The 16,298-nt window shown below is 53.3% G+C and carries 12 protein-coding genes; 2 read left to right on the top strand and 10 right to left on the bottom strand.

What is annotated here, in order from left to right:
* Positions 1–42: 42 nt before the first annotated feature.
* From rsmI to NW747_RS09350, 5 genes are all read right to left on the bottom strand, one after another.
* Positions 43–888: a 16S rRNA (cytidine(1402)-2'-O)-methyltransferase gene (gene rsmI / locus NW747_RS09330; RefSeq protein WP_273187101.1), complete on the bottom strand. Its 846-nt coding sequence runs from the start codon at positions 886–888 to the stop codon at positions 43–45.
* Positions 885–1,631: a tRNA1(Val) (adenine(37)-N6)-methyltransferase gene (locus NW747_RS09335; protein WP_273187104.1), complete on the bottom strand. Its 747-nt coding sequence runs from the start codon at positions 1,629–1,631 to the stop codon at positions 885–887. Before NW747_RS09335 ends, rsmI begins: the two co-directional genes overlap by 4 nt.
* Positions 1,624–2,460, bottom strand: coding sequence for a PSP1 domain-containing protein (locus tag NW747_RS09340; RefSeq protein ID WP_008858860.1), 837 nt, complete (start codon positions 2,458–2,460; stop codon positions 1,624–1,626). The genes NW747_RS09335 and NW747_RS09340 overlap by 8 nt, the downstream gene beginning before the upstream one ends.
* Positions 2,448–3,473: an AAA family ATPase gene (locus tag NW747_RS09345; RefSeq protein ID WP_273187107.1), complete on the bottom strand. Its 1,026-nt coding sequence runs from the start codon at positions 3,471–3,473 to the stop codon at positions 2,448–2,450. Before NW747_RS09345 ends, NW747_RS09340 begins: the two co-directional genes overlap by 13 nt.
* 477 nt (positions 3,474–3,950) lie before the next feature.
* Positions 3,951–5,096 carry an HAD family hydrolase gene (locus tag NW747_RS09350; protein WP_273187109.1) on the bottom strand — a complete coding sequence of 382 codons (1,146 nt, stop codon included), beginning with the start codon at positions 5,094–5,096 and terminating at the stop codon, positions 3,951–3,953.
* Positions 5,097–5,279: 183 nt separating this feature from the next.
* Here NW747_RS09350 and galE point away from each other — a divergent pair, with 183 nt between their 5' ends.
* On the top strand, positions 5,280–6,269 hold the full coding sequence (gene galE, locus NW747_RS09355; protein WP_273187112.1) for a UDP-glucose 4-epimerase GalE: 990 nt from the start codon (positions 5,280–5,282) through the stop codon (positions 6,267–6,269).
* 133 nt (positions 6,270–6,402) lie between these two features.
* The gene (gene galU / locus NW747_RS09360) at positions 6,403–7,284 is read left to right on the top strand and encodes a UTP--glucose-1-phosphate uridylyltransferase GalU (protein ID WP_273187115.1); all 882 of its coding nucleotides are present in this window, start codon (positions 6,403–6,405) and stop codon (positions 7,282–7,284) included.
* 976 nt (positions 7,285–8,260) lie between these two features.
* Here the strand turns inward: galU and NW747_RS09365 are convergent.
* From NW747_RS09365 to NW747_RS09385, 5 genes are all read right to left on the bottom strand, one after another.
* A complete protein-coding gene (locus NW747_RS09365) occupies positions 8,261–9,997 on the bottom strand; it encodes an ABC transporter ATP-binding protein (RefSeq protein ID WP_273187118.1) in 1,737 nt (578 codons plus the stop codon).
* 671 nt (positions 9,998–10,668) lie between these two features.
* Complete coding sequence (locus NW747_RS09370; protein WP_273187121.1) at positions 10,669–12,075, bottom strand: WD40 repeat domain-containing protein; 1,407 nt, start codon at positions 12,073–12,075, stop codon at positions 10,669–10,671.
* Complete coding sequence (locus NW747_RS09375; protein WP_273094544.1) at positions 12,072–12,944, bottom strand: energy-coupling factor transporter transmembrane component T family protein; 873 nt, start codon at positions 12,942–12,944, stop codon at positions 12,072–12,074. The genes NW747_RS09370 and NW747_RS09375 overlap by 4 nt, the downstream gene beginning before the upstream one ends.
* Entirely contained in the window at positions 12,922–14,562 is a 1,641-nt protein-coding gene (locus NW747_RS09380; protein WP_273187123.1) for an ABC transporter ATP-binding protein, read from the bottom strand. Before NW747_RS09380 ends, NW747_RS09375 begins: the two co-directional genes overlap by 23 nt.
* On the bottom strand, positions 14,559–16,175 hold the full coding sequence (locus NW747_RS09385) for a hypothetical protein (RefSeq protein ID WP_273187126.1): 1,617 nt from the start codon (positions 16,173–16,175) through the stop codon (positions 14,559–14,561). The genes NW747_RS09380 and NW747_RS09385 overlap by 4 nt, the downstream gene beginning before the upstream one ends.
* Between the last annotated feature and the right edge of the window lie 123 nt (positions 16,176–16,298).

The following is a 16,298-nucleotide window of genomic DNA, read 5'->3' on the forward strand; positions in this document are numbered from 1 at the left end:
CCCGTCAAACTTTAGAACCCTCAAGCCCGAGCAGGAAGGCACTCAGGAACGGGAGGAGAGGAGAAATTGATACACTTCTCTCCTGGAGAGGTGGTATTTTCCTGCGGCCTGCCGGGCTGCTTCTTTTAAGGGCAGTGTTTTGGCCAGTTCCAGTGCTTCGTCCTGCCAGGAGGTTTTTTCTCCTTCTTTTTCTTCCATATCCTGGTTCCAGCCTTCTACAAGAATGACGTATTCTCCTCTGGGGTCTTCTTCGTCCATGTGGCTTCGGATGGAGGAGAGTGTACCTCTTTCGAAGGTTTCAAATTTCTTTGTCAGTTCCCTGGCGGTGACGGCTTTTCTGTCACCCAGAGCTTTCATCAGGGTGTCCAGGGTTTCTTTGATGCGGTGAGGCGCTTCATAGAATATGAGGGTCACCGGGACACGGCTCATGTCCTGGAGGAGTTTCTTTCTCTTAGCCGTGATTTTCGGCAAAAAGCCGATGAAGGCAAACTGCCGGGCGTCGAGGCCGGAGGCCACGAGGGCGGTTAAGGCAGCGTTGGGACCGGGAAGGGGAACGATGGGGATGCCCGCTTCGATGGCCAGGCGCACCAAGTCCGCACCGGGGTCGGAAATGACAGGCATGCCGGCATCGCTGACCTGGGCCACCGATTTTCCTTCCTTCAGCAGGTCTATGATTTTTGGGCCCGCTTCTTTTTTGTTATGTTCATGGTAGGACACCACGTGGCCCCCTATGGAGAGGTGATCCAGGAGGATCCGGGTATGGCGGGTGTCTTCGCAGGCGATAATATCCGCCTCCTTCAGCACGTCCACCGCCCTCTCCGTAATGTCTGCCAGATTTCCTATGGGTGTGGGCACCAGGTAGAGGGTGCCCGGTTTCACTTCGTTCATATGTCTTCCTTCCCGTATATTTCCAGTATTTCCTTTGTATAGGATCCATCGCTGTTATGAATGAGAAGCGGCGGTTCCACTGCCATTTCCGGATGGCCTCCATACTTCCATTCCAGAAGTACCCGCACCGCATGATGGCCTTTTCTTGCATAGATGAAACGGAGGCGCTTGGGCTCCATGCCGTACTTTCTTCCCAGGAAAATGAGATCCGCCGTACGGTCTGCCCGATGCACCATGGCCAGACGGCCGCCGTATTTCAAAAGGTAGCGGCTTGTATAAAATACTTCTTCCAGCGTGGCATTCAGTTCGTAGCTGGCACTGGCCACTCCCCGGCTTTCGCTCATTTTACCGCTTCCCACTTCCCGATAGGGCGGGTTCACCACCACCAGAGAAAAAGAACCGGAGGGGAAATAGTCCTTCACCTTCCGGTAGTCGCAGGGCACCACGTGAATCACCGATTCCTTCCCGTTTCCTTTCACGTTTCGTTCTGCCAGATCCGCCATGATGGGATTCACTTCCAGGGCCGTAATGTCCCTGCCGCCCAGGGCAGACATGAGAAGGGCGATGACGCCGGTGCCGGTGCCCAGGTCGCAGATTTTATCTTTTCCCTTGATGGCGGGATAATGGGCCAGGAGCACGGAATCGATGGAGAAGCAGAACTGGTCCGGCCGCTGGATGAGTTTCATGCCATCCCGCACCAGGTCGTCCAGCCTCTCTCCTTCTTTTAATTTCCAATCACTCATTTTCTTCCTGTTCCACAGCGTCCCAGGACAGAGTTTTCGTCTTCTGCCCGTCCAGCTGTACTTTCACTGTATGTTTCTGGCTGTTCACATAGAGCACCTGGCCGCTGCCTTCGTCGGTCATGACCTTCATGCCCACCCGGAAGCGGGGTCCTTTCCCCTGCATGGCGCAGCATCGTCTCTTCCGGTTGTCTCCCTCGTACATGTCATTTTCAAAGCGCAGGCAGCACATGAGTCTGCCGCAGACGCCGGAAATCTTGGTGGGGTTCAGGGACAGCCCCTGGTTCTTGGCCATTTTAATGGAAACGGGGGCGAAATCGCCAAGGAAGGTGGCGCAGCAGAGAGGTCTTCCGCAGGAACCGATGCCGGACACCTGCTTGGCTTCATCCCTCACCCCTACCTGCCGCAGTTCGATGCGGGTATGGAAGACGGCAGCCAGTTCCTTCACCAGTTCCCGGAAATCCACCCTGCCATCGGAGGTAAAAAAGAAAACGATTTTATTTCTGTCAAAAGTATATTCTGCCCGGAGAAGCTTCATAGGTACTTTGAACTTTTCAATCTTCTTCAGACAGATATCAAAGGCCGACTTCTCCCTTTCCCTGTTTCGTTCCAGCTGGGCCATATCTTTCATGGTGGCCTTGCGGATGGCCGGCTTTAAAGGAGCATCTTCATCAAGCACCGGGTGCCTGGGTATGATCACCACGCTGCCGTACTCCAGTCCCCGGGACGTTTCCACAATCACCCCGTCATCCAGATGGATATCGAGATGATTGGAATCGAAATAATAAATTTTACCTGCCGGCTTAAAACGGACGCCGATTACCTGATCCATTCTTTTTCGCCTTTCTGTATATGTTCCAATGTAATGAGAATCATATCCCAAATATTCTTTATATTAATATAACGAGCCACTGCCGTTTCCGCCGTCTTCAGCGCCAGCAGTGCCTCTTCTCCTTTTTCGCCCTGCCAGAAGGGAGCTATCCGTTTCTCCCTTGCCGCCACAGTGACGCAGCGAAGGGATGCAGGATTTCCCGTTTCCGCCAGCACATAGATATCCCGGCCCACCAGCAGAATCCAGCGGAGCATTTTCAGAAAATCCTTCCGTTCCTTAAACTCCATGGATGAGAGGGTGGAAAAGGGCCTGTCGCTTCCTGTCACCGTTTCCCAGAAATCCATGGCGCTTTCGGGCTGGGCGCTGCCACCCTCATCGCAGACTTCCAGCGTAATGCCCGGATTGCCCTCGGACAGCTGAAAGAGTATCTTTTCATCCATGCCTCTGGGAAAATGGATGTCTGTCCTGCGATGGATAAAGGAATCATAGTCGGTTTCCGACAAAGGCAGGAATCCGAACCGCTCCCCCCTGGAAATAATGGTGGGCAGCAGGGCATCCAGGTCGTGGGTGATCAGGATGAAATGAACATTTCCTTCCGGTTCCTCCAGCGTTTTCAGCAGGGCATTGGCCACAGGGTCCATCATGGTCTGGGCCTCATCGATGATGCACACATGGGATTTCTCGTCAAAAGAAGCCATGGCGGAAAGGAAGGTCCTGAACTGCTCGATTTTAAGCTCCATACCCACGGGATGGAGGTACCATACCTGTTCATCGGCCAGGGTGAGAACAGGCGTCTTCTGCCGCTCTTCTTCGGAAAGCTCAGCCAGCTCATTCATGAGCTTCTCTGCCTTCCCCGTCAGGATTCCTGAAAGATCCAGGGCCGCCGTAGTCTTCCCCAGCCCCTCATCTCCATAGAAAATCAGGGTATGGGGCAGCCGGTCTTCTTCCAAAAGCCGTTTAATCTCTTTCTGTACCTTCTCCTGCCCCTCTACATGGGGAAAGAATCCTGCCATACATGCCTCCCTGCCGGACCGTACCGGACTTATGATTATTCTACCATGACTGCCTTAAGACTGCAAAAGGGGCACGGCTTTCCGCGCCCCTTTTGCAGAGGGTTCTGAAGTTTGACCGGCCTGTGGCCGGAAGGTTCGGGGGGAAAGGTTCTTAGGTTTGACAGCCCTTTCGGGCTGAGGGTTGTGGTATCGCCCTTGAGGGCGATGAGTAAAAAGTCAACGTTACGGGAATATCTTCCTTACGCTTTCGTCACCCTAAACATGGCGGTGAGTTATCCACTTCTGGTGGCTTTTTTCCCTCTTGGTGCCTCTTTTTCCTCGCTCGAAGGGCGGTTGTACGGTTTTAAAGGTTTTCTTTATATTGCGCCGCAGGCGCCACCACAACCCTCGCGGCCAGAGGCCGTGTCAAACTTAAGCCCCTTTAGAACCTTCGGCCCAAAGGGCCGTCAACCCTCACGCCCGAAGGCCCATCAACCTTTACACCGAAGGCGTGTCAATGACCTTCTCAATTTCCGTAATCCGATCCACATAGGGCACTTTTTCCCTTTCAAAGAGGGCGGCTTCCTTTTTCCCTTCCAGTCCGGTCAGAATGCCGATGAATTTCGTGCCCGCTCTCCGGCTTCCCAGCACGTCGGAGTAGGAATCGCCGCAGACGTAGACTTCATCGCCCGCAGCCGGTTTCATTTCTTCCTTCAGATAGGCTTCATAATTTTCTCTTTTCCTGCCGAAGAGGGCGCAGCTGAAAATAAAGGGCGCCGGCTTGTCGGGCACAGGGCAGTGGAACAGGCCTGCTGCCTCCACAGCGTCCGAGGCAGTAGCCAGGTACAGGGGATCAAATTCCTCATACCAGTGGAAAAGCCTGAAAGGAATTTCCATTTCCTCCCGGGCCCTTCCTGTGGCCACTGCAATGGCAAATCCTTTTTCCTTGAGCCTGATGAAAAGGGAGCGGATAGCCTCCGCCGGCGCCAGAGGCACCTCCCGGGACAGGAACCCCTCTTTGCCGCCGCTGTATGGCACATGGTGAAGAAGGGAAATAAAAGTATCGTCTCCCAGATACCAGGCCTGAAAGGCTTCGGTGTGGATGGTCCAGAAAGGAGAACGAAGAAGTGCCCAGTCCGAGCCATTTCCAAAATCACCGGCCATGGCCTTATAAAGGCAGGTCACCACGTCCTCCCCTTCCAGGTCCGGTGGAATCACAGCCTCCCACTTTGCCAGGATCTCTTCCGCTTCCGGCACCGGCAGTCCCATGAGGGCAAGACCCGCTTCCTTCATGTCCGAGGGCTTTTCCAGCGTAAGACATACCTTCTCCCCGCCGGACCGTTTCTCATAGGTCAGCGCCATCAGCCAGAGCGCCGTAATGAGCCAGCAGTGCACCATGTCCCAGTTGGAATTGATGCCATGGGCCTTCAGAAATGCAAGAAGCCGGTCCTGTCCCCACACCCGGCTCCGGCAGGAAGCAATCTGTCCTTCTGTCACATGGCGGGCATCAAAATCCTCCCCCTCCAGGGGAAGGCCCATATAATCCTTGCTGTAAAGCAGCTCCCACACCGTGAGGGCGGATACATCAAAATACCTTTCCTCCGAAAGGAGCACCCCATCCACATCAAAAATCACCTTTTTCATCCTGTTCCTCCTGTATGAAAAAAATGGGACTCACCCCATTCCTGTTTTTATTCATTTTATCATATTTCATAGAAGGGCGCGAAAGACCGGATCCCGAAAGAAAGAAAAGACGCCAGCCCCGAGGCCCATTTCGCCTCCGCGTATGGTATACTGTTAATAACTTATTTTATAAGGAGGCAAACCATGAACATTTTAGTCACCGGCGGTGCCGGATACATCGGTTCCCACACCGTGAGAGCCCTTCTGTCTTCCCGCCGCTTCACACCTGTTGTTTTTGACAATCTGTCCACCGGTCATGCAGAATCGGTTCCGGAAGGAACGGTACTGGTGAAAGGGGACATTCATGATATAGATTTTGTTGCGGATACCCTGAAGAAATATGACATTCAGGGAGTCATCCATTTCGCTGCCTATTCCCTGGTGGGCGAATCCATGGTGGATCCGGCCAAGTACTACACCAACAACGTGGAAGGCACTCTTCATCTCCTTCTTGGCATGAAGAAGGCAGGAGTAGACAAAATCGTTTTCTCCTCCACGGCTGCCGTGTACGGGGAACCGGAAAAAACACCCATAGAGGAAGATTTTCCCCATAACCCCACCAACGTATACGGCCGCACGAAACTGGTCATTGAAAACATGATGAGGGACTTCACCAATGCCTACGGCCTTCACTATGTAGCCCTGCGCTACTTCAATGCCGCCGGCGCCGCTCTGGACGGCTCCATCGGAGAAGACCACAATCCTGAGTCCCATCTCATTCCCCTCATCCTGAAGACAGCCCAGGGTGTCCGCGACCACATTGCCATCTACGGCACCGACTACCCCACCCCCGACGGCACCTGCATCCGGGATTACATCCATGTACTGGACCTGGCCGACGCCCATGTGCTGGCCATGAAATACCTGGCAGAAGGCGGAAACAGCACCTACTTCAACCTGGGCAGCGAAAAGGGATTCAGCGTCCGTGAAATCATTGAAACCGCTAAAAAAGTGACAGGCATCGACTTCAAAGTCACCGAAGAAGCACGCCGCAGCGGCGACCCTGCCATCCTCATCGCTTCCTCTAAAAAATGCAGAGAAACCCTGGGCTGGCACCCCACCCATTCCACCACAGAAGAAATCATCGCCTCCGCCTGGAAATGGCATAAGGAACATCCCTACGGATATAAGTGACAGCGCCTTCAGCGCTGAGGGTTCAAAGGGTTCAGAGGGTGGCATCCCCCTGATCGGTGATACGCACAAAGGCGAGACTGCCCCAAGCGGTAAGACAATCAAGCAGCACTCATAACAAACAAAGGAGAAATATATGCAGAAAATCAGAAAAGCAGTCATTCCTGCAGCAGGCTTCGGCACCCGTTTCCTTCCGGAAACAAAGGCCATGCCCAAGGAAATGCTTCCTATTGTAGATAAACCGACCATCCAGTATATCGTTGAAGAAATCAGGGCCAGCGGCATTGAACAGATCCTCATTATTTCCGGCCATGCCAAAAGAGCCATTGAAGACCATTTCGATTCCTCCCCGGAACTGGAACAGCACCTTTACGAATCGGGCAAAATGGATCTTCTCCGGGAAGTACGGAAAGTGGCTTCCGTGAAAATCCACTACACCCGCCAGCAGTATATGAGAGGACTGGGAGATGCCATACACTGCGCCAAAGATTTCATCGATGGCGAACCCTTCGGCGTCATCCTGGGGGACGATGTGGTATACAATGCCAATGGCGAACCAGCCCTGCGCCAGCTCATGGACCAGTACGAAAAAACCGGCGGCACCATCATCGGCTGCCAGGTCGTGCGTCCTGAAATGGTTTCCTCCTACGGCATTGTTGATGGAAAACCGACAGACGATCCGAACCTGCTCAAGGTAAAAGATATGATTGAAAAGCCTTCCATGGAAGAAGCCCCCAGCCGCTTCGCAGCTCTGGGCCGCTATGTCATCACACCGGACGTATTCGAAGTGCTGGAACAGACAAAGCCCGGTAAAGGCGGAGAAATCCAGCTCACCGATGCCCTCCGCGTCATGGCCAGAAACGGCAGTGTCTACGCCTATAACTTTACAGGCAAACGGTACGACACAGGAAATAAACTGGGCTACCTGAAAGCCACTGTAGAATTTGCCCTCCGCCGCCCGGACCTGGGACCCCAGTTCCGGGAGTATCTGAAAAAACTGCTGGCTGATGAAAAATAAAATAAAAAAGACTGGTCTATGACCGGTTTTTTTGTGCTGAAGCTCCGAGGGTTGTGGCCGCCTGACGGCGGCAGGTTGTGTAGAAGGGTTGCGGAAAAAGGTTCTTAGGATTGATGGGCCCAGGGGGCCACTCTGTGGCCCGGGTTCAGAAGGTTCACAGGGTTCAAAAGGTTCAGAGGGTGGTGGTGGCGGCTGACGCCGCAATTTTTAAAGTCAGCGTTACGGATTAACCTATCTGCATCATATGGCAAAATAACCATTCTGCTGACTGGCTCGCTGCGCTCGCCACCCCCTATCCGGGCTGCGCCCTTGGACACGCCTACGGCGTGAGGGTTTAAAGGGTTCAGAAGGTTCATAAGGTTCAAAGGGTTGTGGATTGCCCTTACGGGCAATGCGTATAAAGTCAGCGTTACGGGATTTGCTTTTCTGTGTCATAGAGCATGATAAGCATTCTGGTGATTGGCTCACTACGTTCGCCTCCCCCTTTCCGGCTTCGCCGGACTTCCCCCTATTCAGGGGGCAGAATAAAACACCGCGAAACACTCTCTTCATAAGCGGCTCTACAGTAAGCACGGGTTATAGTGCCCCCGCTTGCGGGGGAAAGGTGGTGGCGCCAGCCACCAAAGGGGGATGCACCGGAATGGTACCTGAAGTATATGACGCCCTGTTTTTCTCTTCATATCTCTCGTTTCCCCTTGAGGGGAAATGCCACGTAGTGGCAAAAGGGTGTACGGGGCTGAGCAGAGATATGACACTCTATCATTTTCCTGACCGCCAATCGGCGGCCCCCCGAGCGAAGCGGTGCACAACGAACACATTTTGCACTAGCGAACTGGACAGGAATGGTATATGAAAAGGCGCCTTCTATCAGTTAAGAAGCGCCTTTTCGTCATTCCTCAGCGGCCTAAAGGCAGCTTGGGGACCTGCGAACCTTTTCAACGTCCCAAAGGTGACAATGGAAGAGCCCCTATCATCCTCATTCCTCTGTTTCACTGGTTTTCTTTTTCTTCTGGGCTTCATACAGCTCGTAGTACTTGCCCTTTTTGCGAATTAATTCCTCATGATTGCCGGATTCCAGAAGGCGTCCGTGGTCGAGGACATAGATGCAGTCCGCATTTCTCACAGTGGAGAGGCGGTGGGCTATGATGATGGTGGTTCTGTTTCTGGCCAGGTCGTCCAGGGTGGCCTGTACCATTTTTTCAGTCTGGGTATCCAGAGCTGAGGTAGCTTCGTCGAAGATAACTACCGGAGGATTCTTGAGGAACACCCGGGCAATGGCGATGCGCTGTTTCTGACCGCCTGAGAGTTTGACGCCCCTTTCCCCTACTTTGGTGTCATAGCCGTTGGGCAGGGATTCGATAAATTCATCAGCCGCCGCCAGTTTCGCAGCCTGCCGGATTTCATCCATGGAAGCCCCTTCCCTGCCATAGGCAATGTTTTCAGCAATGGTATCGCCGAAGAGGAATACGTCCTGCTGGACAATACCGATTTTGCGGCGAAGGTCCTGCTGGGCAAATTCGTTGAGGTTATGCCCATCCAGGGTAATGGTCCCTTCCGTAGGTTCATAGAAGCGAAGGAGCAGGCTCACCAGTGTGCTTTTGCCGGCCCCCGTTTCCCCCACGAAGGCCACCGTCTTTCCTGCAGGAATGGCAAAGTTCAGATGGTGAAGAATGAGCCGGTCCGGTTCATAGCCGAAAGACAGGTCATGGAAATCGATATCTCCCTTCACATGGGTCAGGGCCAAGGGATGGGGCGGGTCTGTAATAGAGGGCGCCGTATGCATGATTTCCTCGAAGCGGTGGAACCCTGCCATGCCCCGCTGGTACACCTCTGCCAGAATGGTCAGGCGGAATACGGGACGCATGAAGATATTCACATACAGAAGGAAGGCTACGAAATCAGAAAGCTGAAGTTCCCCATTTGTAATCATCCAGCCGCCGGCCAGGATGACAACGACATTAATGAAATTGGTAAAGAAATTGATACTTCCAGAGAAATAGCCCACCAGACGGTAGGAAGCGAATTTCGTATTTCTAAGTTCTATGGATTTTTCTTCAAACCGGGAAAGCTCGAAGGCTTCCCGGGCAAAGGCCTTCACAAGGCGGATACCGGAAAGACTTTCCTCCGCCCGGGCCGCCACTTCCCCCGCCATGCGGCGATTCTTCCGGAAAGCCCCCTTCATCTGCCTGTTAATTTTCACAGTGTGCACAGCTTTAGCCACCAGCAGGGCACCGATCAAAAGGGCCAGCTTCCAGTTCATCACCAGCATCACCACCAGCGTGCCTGCCATGATGACACCGCAGAGAAGAAGATCATTGGGCCCGCGGAATGAGAGCTCGCTGATTTCCGTAATATCGCTGGTAATGCGGGACAGAAGCTGCCCTGTCTTTTCATTGTCGAAATAATGGAAAGACAGCTTTTCAATATGGGAAAAAAGATCCCGCCGCATATCGTGCTCAATGGAGGCGCTCATCACATGACCGTAGTACTGCACCAGGAACTGGATGATGAAATTGATGATGTAGAGCACCAGAAGCACTGCCGAGCCCAAAAGGAGACGGTGCATATCCTTATCCGGCAGCACCTGGTTAATCAGATTCCTTACCACAATCGGGAAAATCAGGTCCAGTCCCGCCATGGCAAAGGTGCCGATAATGACCCACACCAGGATTTTCATATAGGGTTTGTAGTATTTCATAAAACGTGTAATCATAGTATCTCCTTTATAGGGACGCATAGCATCCCGGGTTCAGAGGGTTCATTGGACACACCTTCGGTGTGAGGGTTCAGAGGGGAAGGTTCTTAGGATGGACCGGCCTCGCGGCCGGAGGGTTCTTAAGTTTGACGGCCCTTTGGGCCGAGGGTTGCGGATTGCCGCTCTGCGGCAATACTTATAATGTCAGCGTTACGGGTTTAACCTTTCAGTATCATATGACATGCCTCCCACAGGGCAAGGTGGTGGCGACAGCCACCAAAGAGGGAAAACGCCGAAATGGTACGTGAAGTATATGACTCGCTGTTTTTTCCCTCATATCTCTCGTTTCCCCTTGAGGGGGCAATGAGTTTTATAATGCCGCCTTCGGCGGTCACGTCCACATTAAGTATCATAATCATTCTTACCACCGTCCACCCCTTCGCCACTTCGTGGCCCTCTTCCCCTAAAGGGGACGCAAGGAGCGTTACGGGATTGGCTGTCTGTGTCATATGTGACACAATATCCAGTGCCACCTATTTTCTCGTTTCCCCTTGAGGGGAAGTCCCGCGAAGCGGGAAAGGGTGTACGGGTCAGAGAACTGATAGGATGCTCCATCGCGGTCCTGACCGCCAATCGGCGGCCTACGTCATGCGGCATGAATAAACATTCTCCTCCCGAAAAGGTCGGTTCTAAGACTGCTCCGCAATCTTCCATATATGAAGCCGGTACGCCCCAAGGAGGCTTCCTTCCGGCGTTACTGCCGGCACTTCGATGCCTGCCATGAGACTGCCATCATCGGAAATGGCTATGTTCTGCAGGGGGCCGGCAGTGTGAAAGCGGCAGATGAGGCTGCCGTCTGCAAGGTTCACTGCTTCGGCGCCGTGGGCTTGATAATCGTGATTTCTCACATTTCTTCCCACGGCTAGCGCTGCCACTCCTCCGGCTTCATCGAGAGCTTCGATTTCACCGCCGGTACTGTATTTCCAGCGGAAGGTGCCGGAAAGGTCAAAGAAAAAGAGGCTGTTGCTGGAGGGGTGGATCACCGGCGATGGCATCTGCCAGTTATCCCGGCTGAAGGTGTTGATGGTGTCAAAGATCACCCCTTCCGGCACAAAAAGGGCATCCCTTCCGGCTGCGAAAAACCAGGTGCCGTTCATTTCCTTAGGCTCCGCCAGAGTGCGCTGCCAGAGGATATGGCCCTCTTTGTCGAAGAGGAAGGCCCTGCCGTCGCTGGTGATGGTGGAAAGATAATTTCCCTCTTCCGACCACACCGGCCCGTTTCTCATGGTCACCGATCCGAAATGGGGCGCTGTGTCTATGACAGTGCTGTGAAGCAATGTACCATCTCTGCCATCCAGCACATATATGTTTTTATTATACTCCAGATTTTCTATTTTGGATTTATCATAATTGGCGGTTCCAAAGGCAAAGGAGCTGCCGTCTTTTGAAATCTCGCCCCAGTTCACCCAGCCATCCATAGCATGGTCTTTGGGAAAGCGCCATCTTTCTTCTCCTGAAGGGGTGAAGGAAACCACCCGGCTCAGGTAGCCCCGCTGTCCACTGTCGGTTATGGTGAAGCGATAAAAGACAGCATATATATTTCCTTCCCGGTCGGTGGAAATATGAATGGTCTGGGGATCCGCCCGAATATCCGGTTCGCCGCCGATGACGTCAAAACCCTTGAATTTCCAGAGAATGTCGCCGGAAGAGGTGTTCATGGCATAGAGGTATCCGTCGGGGCTTTTTTCTCCCACATACACCCTTTTTCCGTCAGGCGAAAGGGAGAGGGAGCGGATGAGTCCGCTTCCTATGGGATGGCTCCATTTCTCCCCGCCCTCTTTGGATAGAAGGCGAAGTTCCCCATTGGCCGTACCCACCAGCCATCCACCGGAAGGTACATAGCGGATTTCTCCTCCCTCAAAGCCCATGCGGTCATAATTTCTTCCGGCCATTTCCCCCAGCGGCACTACAATGCCATCGTCCTGATTGTGGGGCGTAAACATCTGCCAGGGCGTGCGGCTTCCGGTCACCCAGAACAGAGTGAGCCAGGTAGCAAAGAGAAGAAAGAACAGGCCTGTCGTTTTCCACTGTTTCATAGATACCATTTCGTCCAGTCATAAATGATGCGCAGAGCACCGAAGTAAATCCCCTTTTGGGAAAGAATATAAAGCACCTTGGAGGCACCGCAGAAAAGTACAAACAGGAGGAACAGAAGGGAAACCCCTTTTTCGCTTCCTTTCCAGGGCGGGCCCTTCCTTTCTTTGGCCAGGAAAAGGCCCCGGCTGGTGACGGAAAGAGACAGGGTCTGGGCCCGGCGAAGGCAGCGGGCCAGCAGGGGTTTGATCATGTAGGGAATGTGCCGCAGCACCTGATGCCTCCCCTTTTCAGAACCGCTTCGAAGCTGCAGGGCCGTCATGACCTCCCCTGCTTCTGCCGCCAGAATGGGAAAGAAGCGGATGGCTGTCACCAGCATGAAGGAGGCCTGGGGCGATAAGTGCCAGGCGGTGAGTCCTTTGAGAAGATCCCTGGGATCGCTGGTCCAGCACACCAGGAGTCCCAGGGAAATCATGGATGCCGTGCGCATGCCCTGGACAGCGCCGTAAATAATGCCTTCCCGGTAAATATAAAGACCGCCGGTCAAAGATCCTAGCAGGGGAAATCCGGGAGAAATGAGCATAATGAGAGGCGTCCTTGGATTCTGGCTGAAAAAGAGGGCCTGGCTGGAAATAGAACCCCAGAGACCCAGCAGGAGAAAAATAGAAAGCACTTTCCATTTGTACACCGGCGTTTTTCCTAAAAAATGAAAAAGAAGGGTTAGGGTGAAAAGGATGAAAAGGCTTCGCCCATTGTCCACAATAATCATCATGAAAGCGTAGAGAAGAAGGAAGGACAGCTTCGTCCTGCCGTCTAAGGCGGAAATCACCGATTTCCTGTCACTTCCTTCAAAGGTCTGTCTGAATGACATGGGCCATCACCTCCTCTATGGTTACGCAGGGTTCGATAGCAAGGTCTTCCGATACATCCATCATAGGCGGCAGGGACAGGCCGCTTTCCTTCATGAGCTGCCGGCTGCTGAACAAGCGGCGGGGGCTGCCCGCTGCGATGATACGCCCTGCCTTCAGTACATAGACTTTTTCTGCCAGCTCCGCCGCCAGCTCCATGTCATGGGTGCAGAGGAAAATGGTTCTTCCCTCTCCTGCAGCCAGGCGCAGCATATCCCGGATATCCGTAAGGCTCTTCTGGTCCTGTCCGGTGGTAGGCTCATCCAGAATGAGAAGGTCATTATCCTTCCGGGCCAGAAGGGCGCCGAATACCACACGCAGCCTCTGCCCCTTGGAAAGGGCCAGGGGAAAATCATGGCGGTAGTGGGCCAGATGGAGCTTATGGAGAAGTTTGTCCAGCTCCACTTCTGTCATGTCCTTATTGTTCCAGGTCAGTTCTTCTTCCACCGAATCAGTCAGCAGCATCAAATCCGCCTCCTGCCGCATGAATCCCACATGGTGCCTTTCCTTTTCCGCCGGCTTTCCATGGATAAGCACTTCCCCGGAAGATGGGGAAAGGAGGCCGGCCAGAAGGTTTAAAAGGGTGGATTTGCCGGCGCCGTTAAAGCCCATGAGAGCTGTAATGCTCCCTTTTTTCACGGTAAAGGAAATCCCCTTCAGCGTCTCCTCCGCTGCTCCTGGATAGGTGTAATGAATGTCCTTCCCTTCCAGAATCACTTCTCCTGAAGGGCTGGACTGGGCCGGTTCCACATGGGGCCGAAAGGAAATTCCTGCCTTTTTGATTTCCATAACCGTCTCTTTCCTGTCCGAGGAAGCCTTCGGCAGATGAAGGCGCCGGGCCAGCTTCACCGTCTGGGGTTCCCGGATGCCGTACACTTCGGTATCCCCCATTTCATTCCACGCCTTTTCTGTAGGACCGTCATACACCAATTTCCCCCTGTCCATAATGCAGAGCCTTGGAAAATGGGCAGCCAGCTCATTCACCCGGTGTTCCACCATGAGAATGGTCATGTGGTCCTTTTCATTCAAACTATGTAGAAGGGCGAGAAAATCCTTCACTCCCTCCGGATTCATCTGACTTACCGGCTCGTCAAGAATGAGGAGCTTTGGATGGGTAACGAGGATGGATGCCAGGGCCAGCCGCTGCCGCTGTCCTCCGGAAAGGGCATGAATGCTCCTGTCTTCCATCCCCGAAAGGCCCACCTTCTCTAGAGCCCTTGACACTTCCCTTCGGATCACCGATGGCTCTTCTCCCCGGTTTTCCAGGGCAAAGGCTGTCTCGTCTGCCACAGTCATGGCAAAGAGCTGGTCGTCCGGAGTTTGGTATACAGTGCCTGCTATAAGACCGATATCTTCAGGAGTCATGCTGAAAATATTCCTGCCGCACAGCGTCATGGCGCCCCTCTTTTCTGCATCCTCCAGAAGGCCTGTCACCGCCTTGATGAGGGTGGATTTCCCACATCCCGACCGTCCGGCCAGGAGCACCATTTCTCCTTCGTTCAACGACAGGTCCAGATGGCTGATGGTTTCCTTCTTTCTTGAAAGGTAACGGCAGGAGAAATCCTTGATATCCAGTATCATGATCCCATCACCTGCCTTAAGCGGCTCCCCGTCTTCCAGCCCAGGAAACTTCCCAGACTGCTGTAGAGAAGGCCGTTAATCACCATGTAAAGACCGATGAACCAGTCCGCATAATAAAGCCGGTAGAAAAGCATAAGCTGCTGCATGTTTACAAAAGTAATCCCCGCGTCGCACAGCCCCAGCACCAGGGAAATAAAAAGGCCGTAAGGCAAGGTCAATGTTTTCTTCCTGTAAAAGCCGGTGATATAAAGAGCTCCTTCGATGACCACAATGGAAAAGGCCGCCAGAAGGATTCCCACCGGTGTGACCCGTCCGAAAAGTACAGCAGAAAGAAGCCAGCGGATCAGGAAGAAAAGAGCCGTCACCCCGGGGCGCCGGAAAAGGACCAGCAGGGACATGAGAAGCATGTACTGCACCACACCGCTTAAAAGTCCGGTCACCAGGCCAGAGAAGGGTCCCAGAATCACATGGAGGAAATCGCCAGCCAGTGTCACCGGCACCACCACGCCGCCAAAAGCCAGCGCTGCAAACAGGGCCGCCGCAATGTCTCCCCTGGCGCCGATGGAAATCATGGTCTTTTTGATTTTTCCAAAGGAAAGAAGCACCAGAAGAAGAGAAAAGCAGGAAAGGCCTGTAGAAATCATACCAACGCTGCGGCTCTTCACCACCGTCAGCGGAAGTTCCGTAATCTTTTGGCTTTCTCCGTCAGAAAGGGTGATACGAAGGTTATAGTCCCCTTCGGAAAGGGTAAAAGGATTGGCATAGAGAGGAATGACGGCGGTCTGCATTTTTCCGCCGTTTAAAGAAAAATCGGTTTCTGTGGCAAAAGAATGGTCCGGCACCGTCCCTTCCTCACCGGATGCAGAAAGAAGCCCTTCCTTCACCTCTCCGCTTCCCCGGTCCACCAGCTCCGCCTTGAAATGGATCTGTCCCACGTCACGCCGGGGATTTCTCATATCCAGAAGAAGGAAGGTGCTCGGTTTGGCTGTCAGGGCGCTCCGGTCCAGAGGCGTACCGGTCAAACGGTGTTTCATATTTTCCAGCTGTACATCAGGAAGCACCATGGTATTGGGGGAAAGGCGATCATCGGTTTCGCCGGATTCATTCACCGGAAGCACCACGCCCTGTATATACCAGGACTCTTCCCTCTTTTCCTTTTCTTTTTCCTCCGGTGCCGTTTCTTTCACTGTGAAATCCAGATTTCTGGAAAGTTCATAATCCGGGCCGGTAACGGAAACGGAAACAGTGCCCCTTCCTTCAGGAAGGGAAGAGGAAAGAGTAATGGGAATCACTTCGAACACATTGCCAAAGTCCGCCGGAAGCGTCCAATCCATGTGAATCTGTCCCGCCTCATCTACCGTCCAGCCCTTCCCCGCAGAAGCCCTGAGGCCTTCAGGAAGAGTGACCGTCAGGGAAACCGGTTCGGCAGGCCGGTTGAAATGATCCAGGGAAATGAATAAAAGCTGCCGGCTCCCGGGACTGGCAGGCCTGGATTCAGACCCGTTCAGGCTGTAGGGGAAAGAAGCCTCCAGATTCACCGGCAACTCCTCTGCCAGAACCGGCAGAAAGGAAATCATCCAGCAGAATAGAAGCATAACCACACGGATTGGCATAAAAGACCTCACGATTCTTCAGGAAAATGAAAACCGATTGACTCCATTATACTATGGAAAGGCTGGGTCCAGCAGCCTGGGGCGGAGCTGCATTCATGAGATACAGCTTCGCCTGAAGCTGCC

The sequence above is a fragment of the Dialister succinatiphilus genome, assembly GCF_928721695.1.
Classification (GTDB): Bacteria; Bacillota; Negativicutes; order Veillonellales; family Dialisteraceae; genus Dialister; species Dialister succinatiphilus.

Coding starts and splice junctions, on each gene's coding strand:
- NW747_RS09380 (WP_273187123.1), bottom strand. CDS start 14,562: ATGATACTGGATATCAAGGATTTCTCCTGCCGTTACCTTTCAAGAAAG.
- NW747_RS09365 (WP_273187118.1), bottom strand. CDS start 9,997: ATGATTACACGTTTTATGAAATACTACAAACCCTATATGAAAATCCTG.
- galU (WP_273187115.1), top strand. CDS start 6,403: ATGCAGAAAATCAGAAAAGCAGTCATTCCTGCAGCAGGCTTCGGCACC.
- NW747_RS09350 (WP_273187109.1), bottom strand. CDS start 5,096: ATGAAAAAGGTGATTTTTGATGTGGATGGGGTGCTCCTTTCGGAGGAA.
- NW747_RS09370 (WP_273187121.1), bottom strand. CDS start 12,075: ATGAAACAGTGGAAAACGACAGGCCTGTTCTTTCTTCTCTTTGCTACC.
- NW747_RS09340 (WP_008858860.1), bottom strand. CDS start 2,460: ATGGATCAGGTAATCGGCGTCCGTTTTAAGCCGGCAGGTAAAATTTAT.
- NW747_RS09375 (WP_273094544.1), bottom strand. CDS start 12,944: ATGTCATTCAGACAGACCTTTGAAGGAAGTGACAGGAAATCGGTGATT.
- rsmI (WP_273187101.1), bottom strand. CDS start 888: ATGAACGAAGTGAAACCGGGCACCCTCTACCTGGTGCCCACACCCATA.
- galE (WP_273187112.1), top strand. CDS start 5,280: ATGAACATTTTAGTCACCGGCGGTGCCGGATACATCGGTTCCCACACC.
- NW747_RS09335 (WP_273187104.1), bottom strand. CDS start 1,631: ATGAGTGATTGGAAATTAAAAGAAGGAGAGAGGCTGGACGACCTGGTG.
- NW747_RS09385 (WP_273187126.1), bottom strand. CDS start 16,175: ATGCCAATCCGTGTGGTTATGCTTCTATTCTGCTGGATGATTTCCTTT.
- NW747_RS09345 (WP_273187107.1), bottom strand. CDS start 3,473: ATGGCAGGATTCTTTCCCCATGTAGAGGGGCAGGAGAAGGTACAGAAA.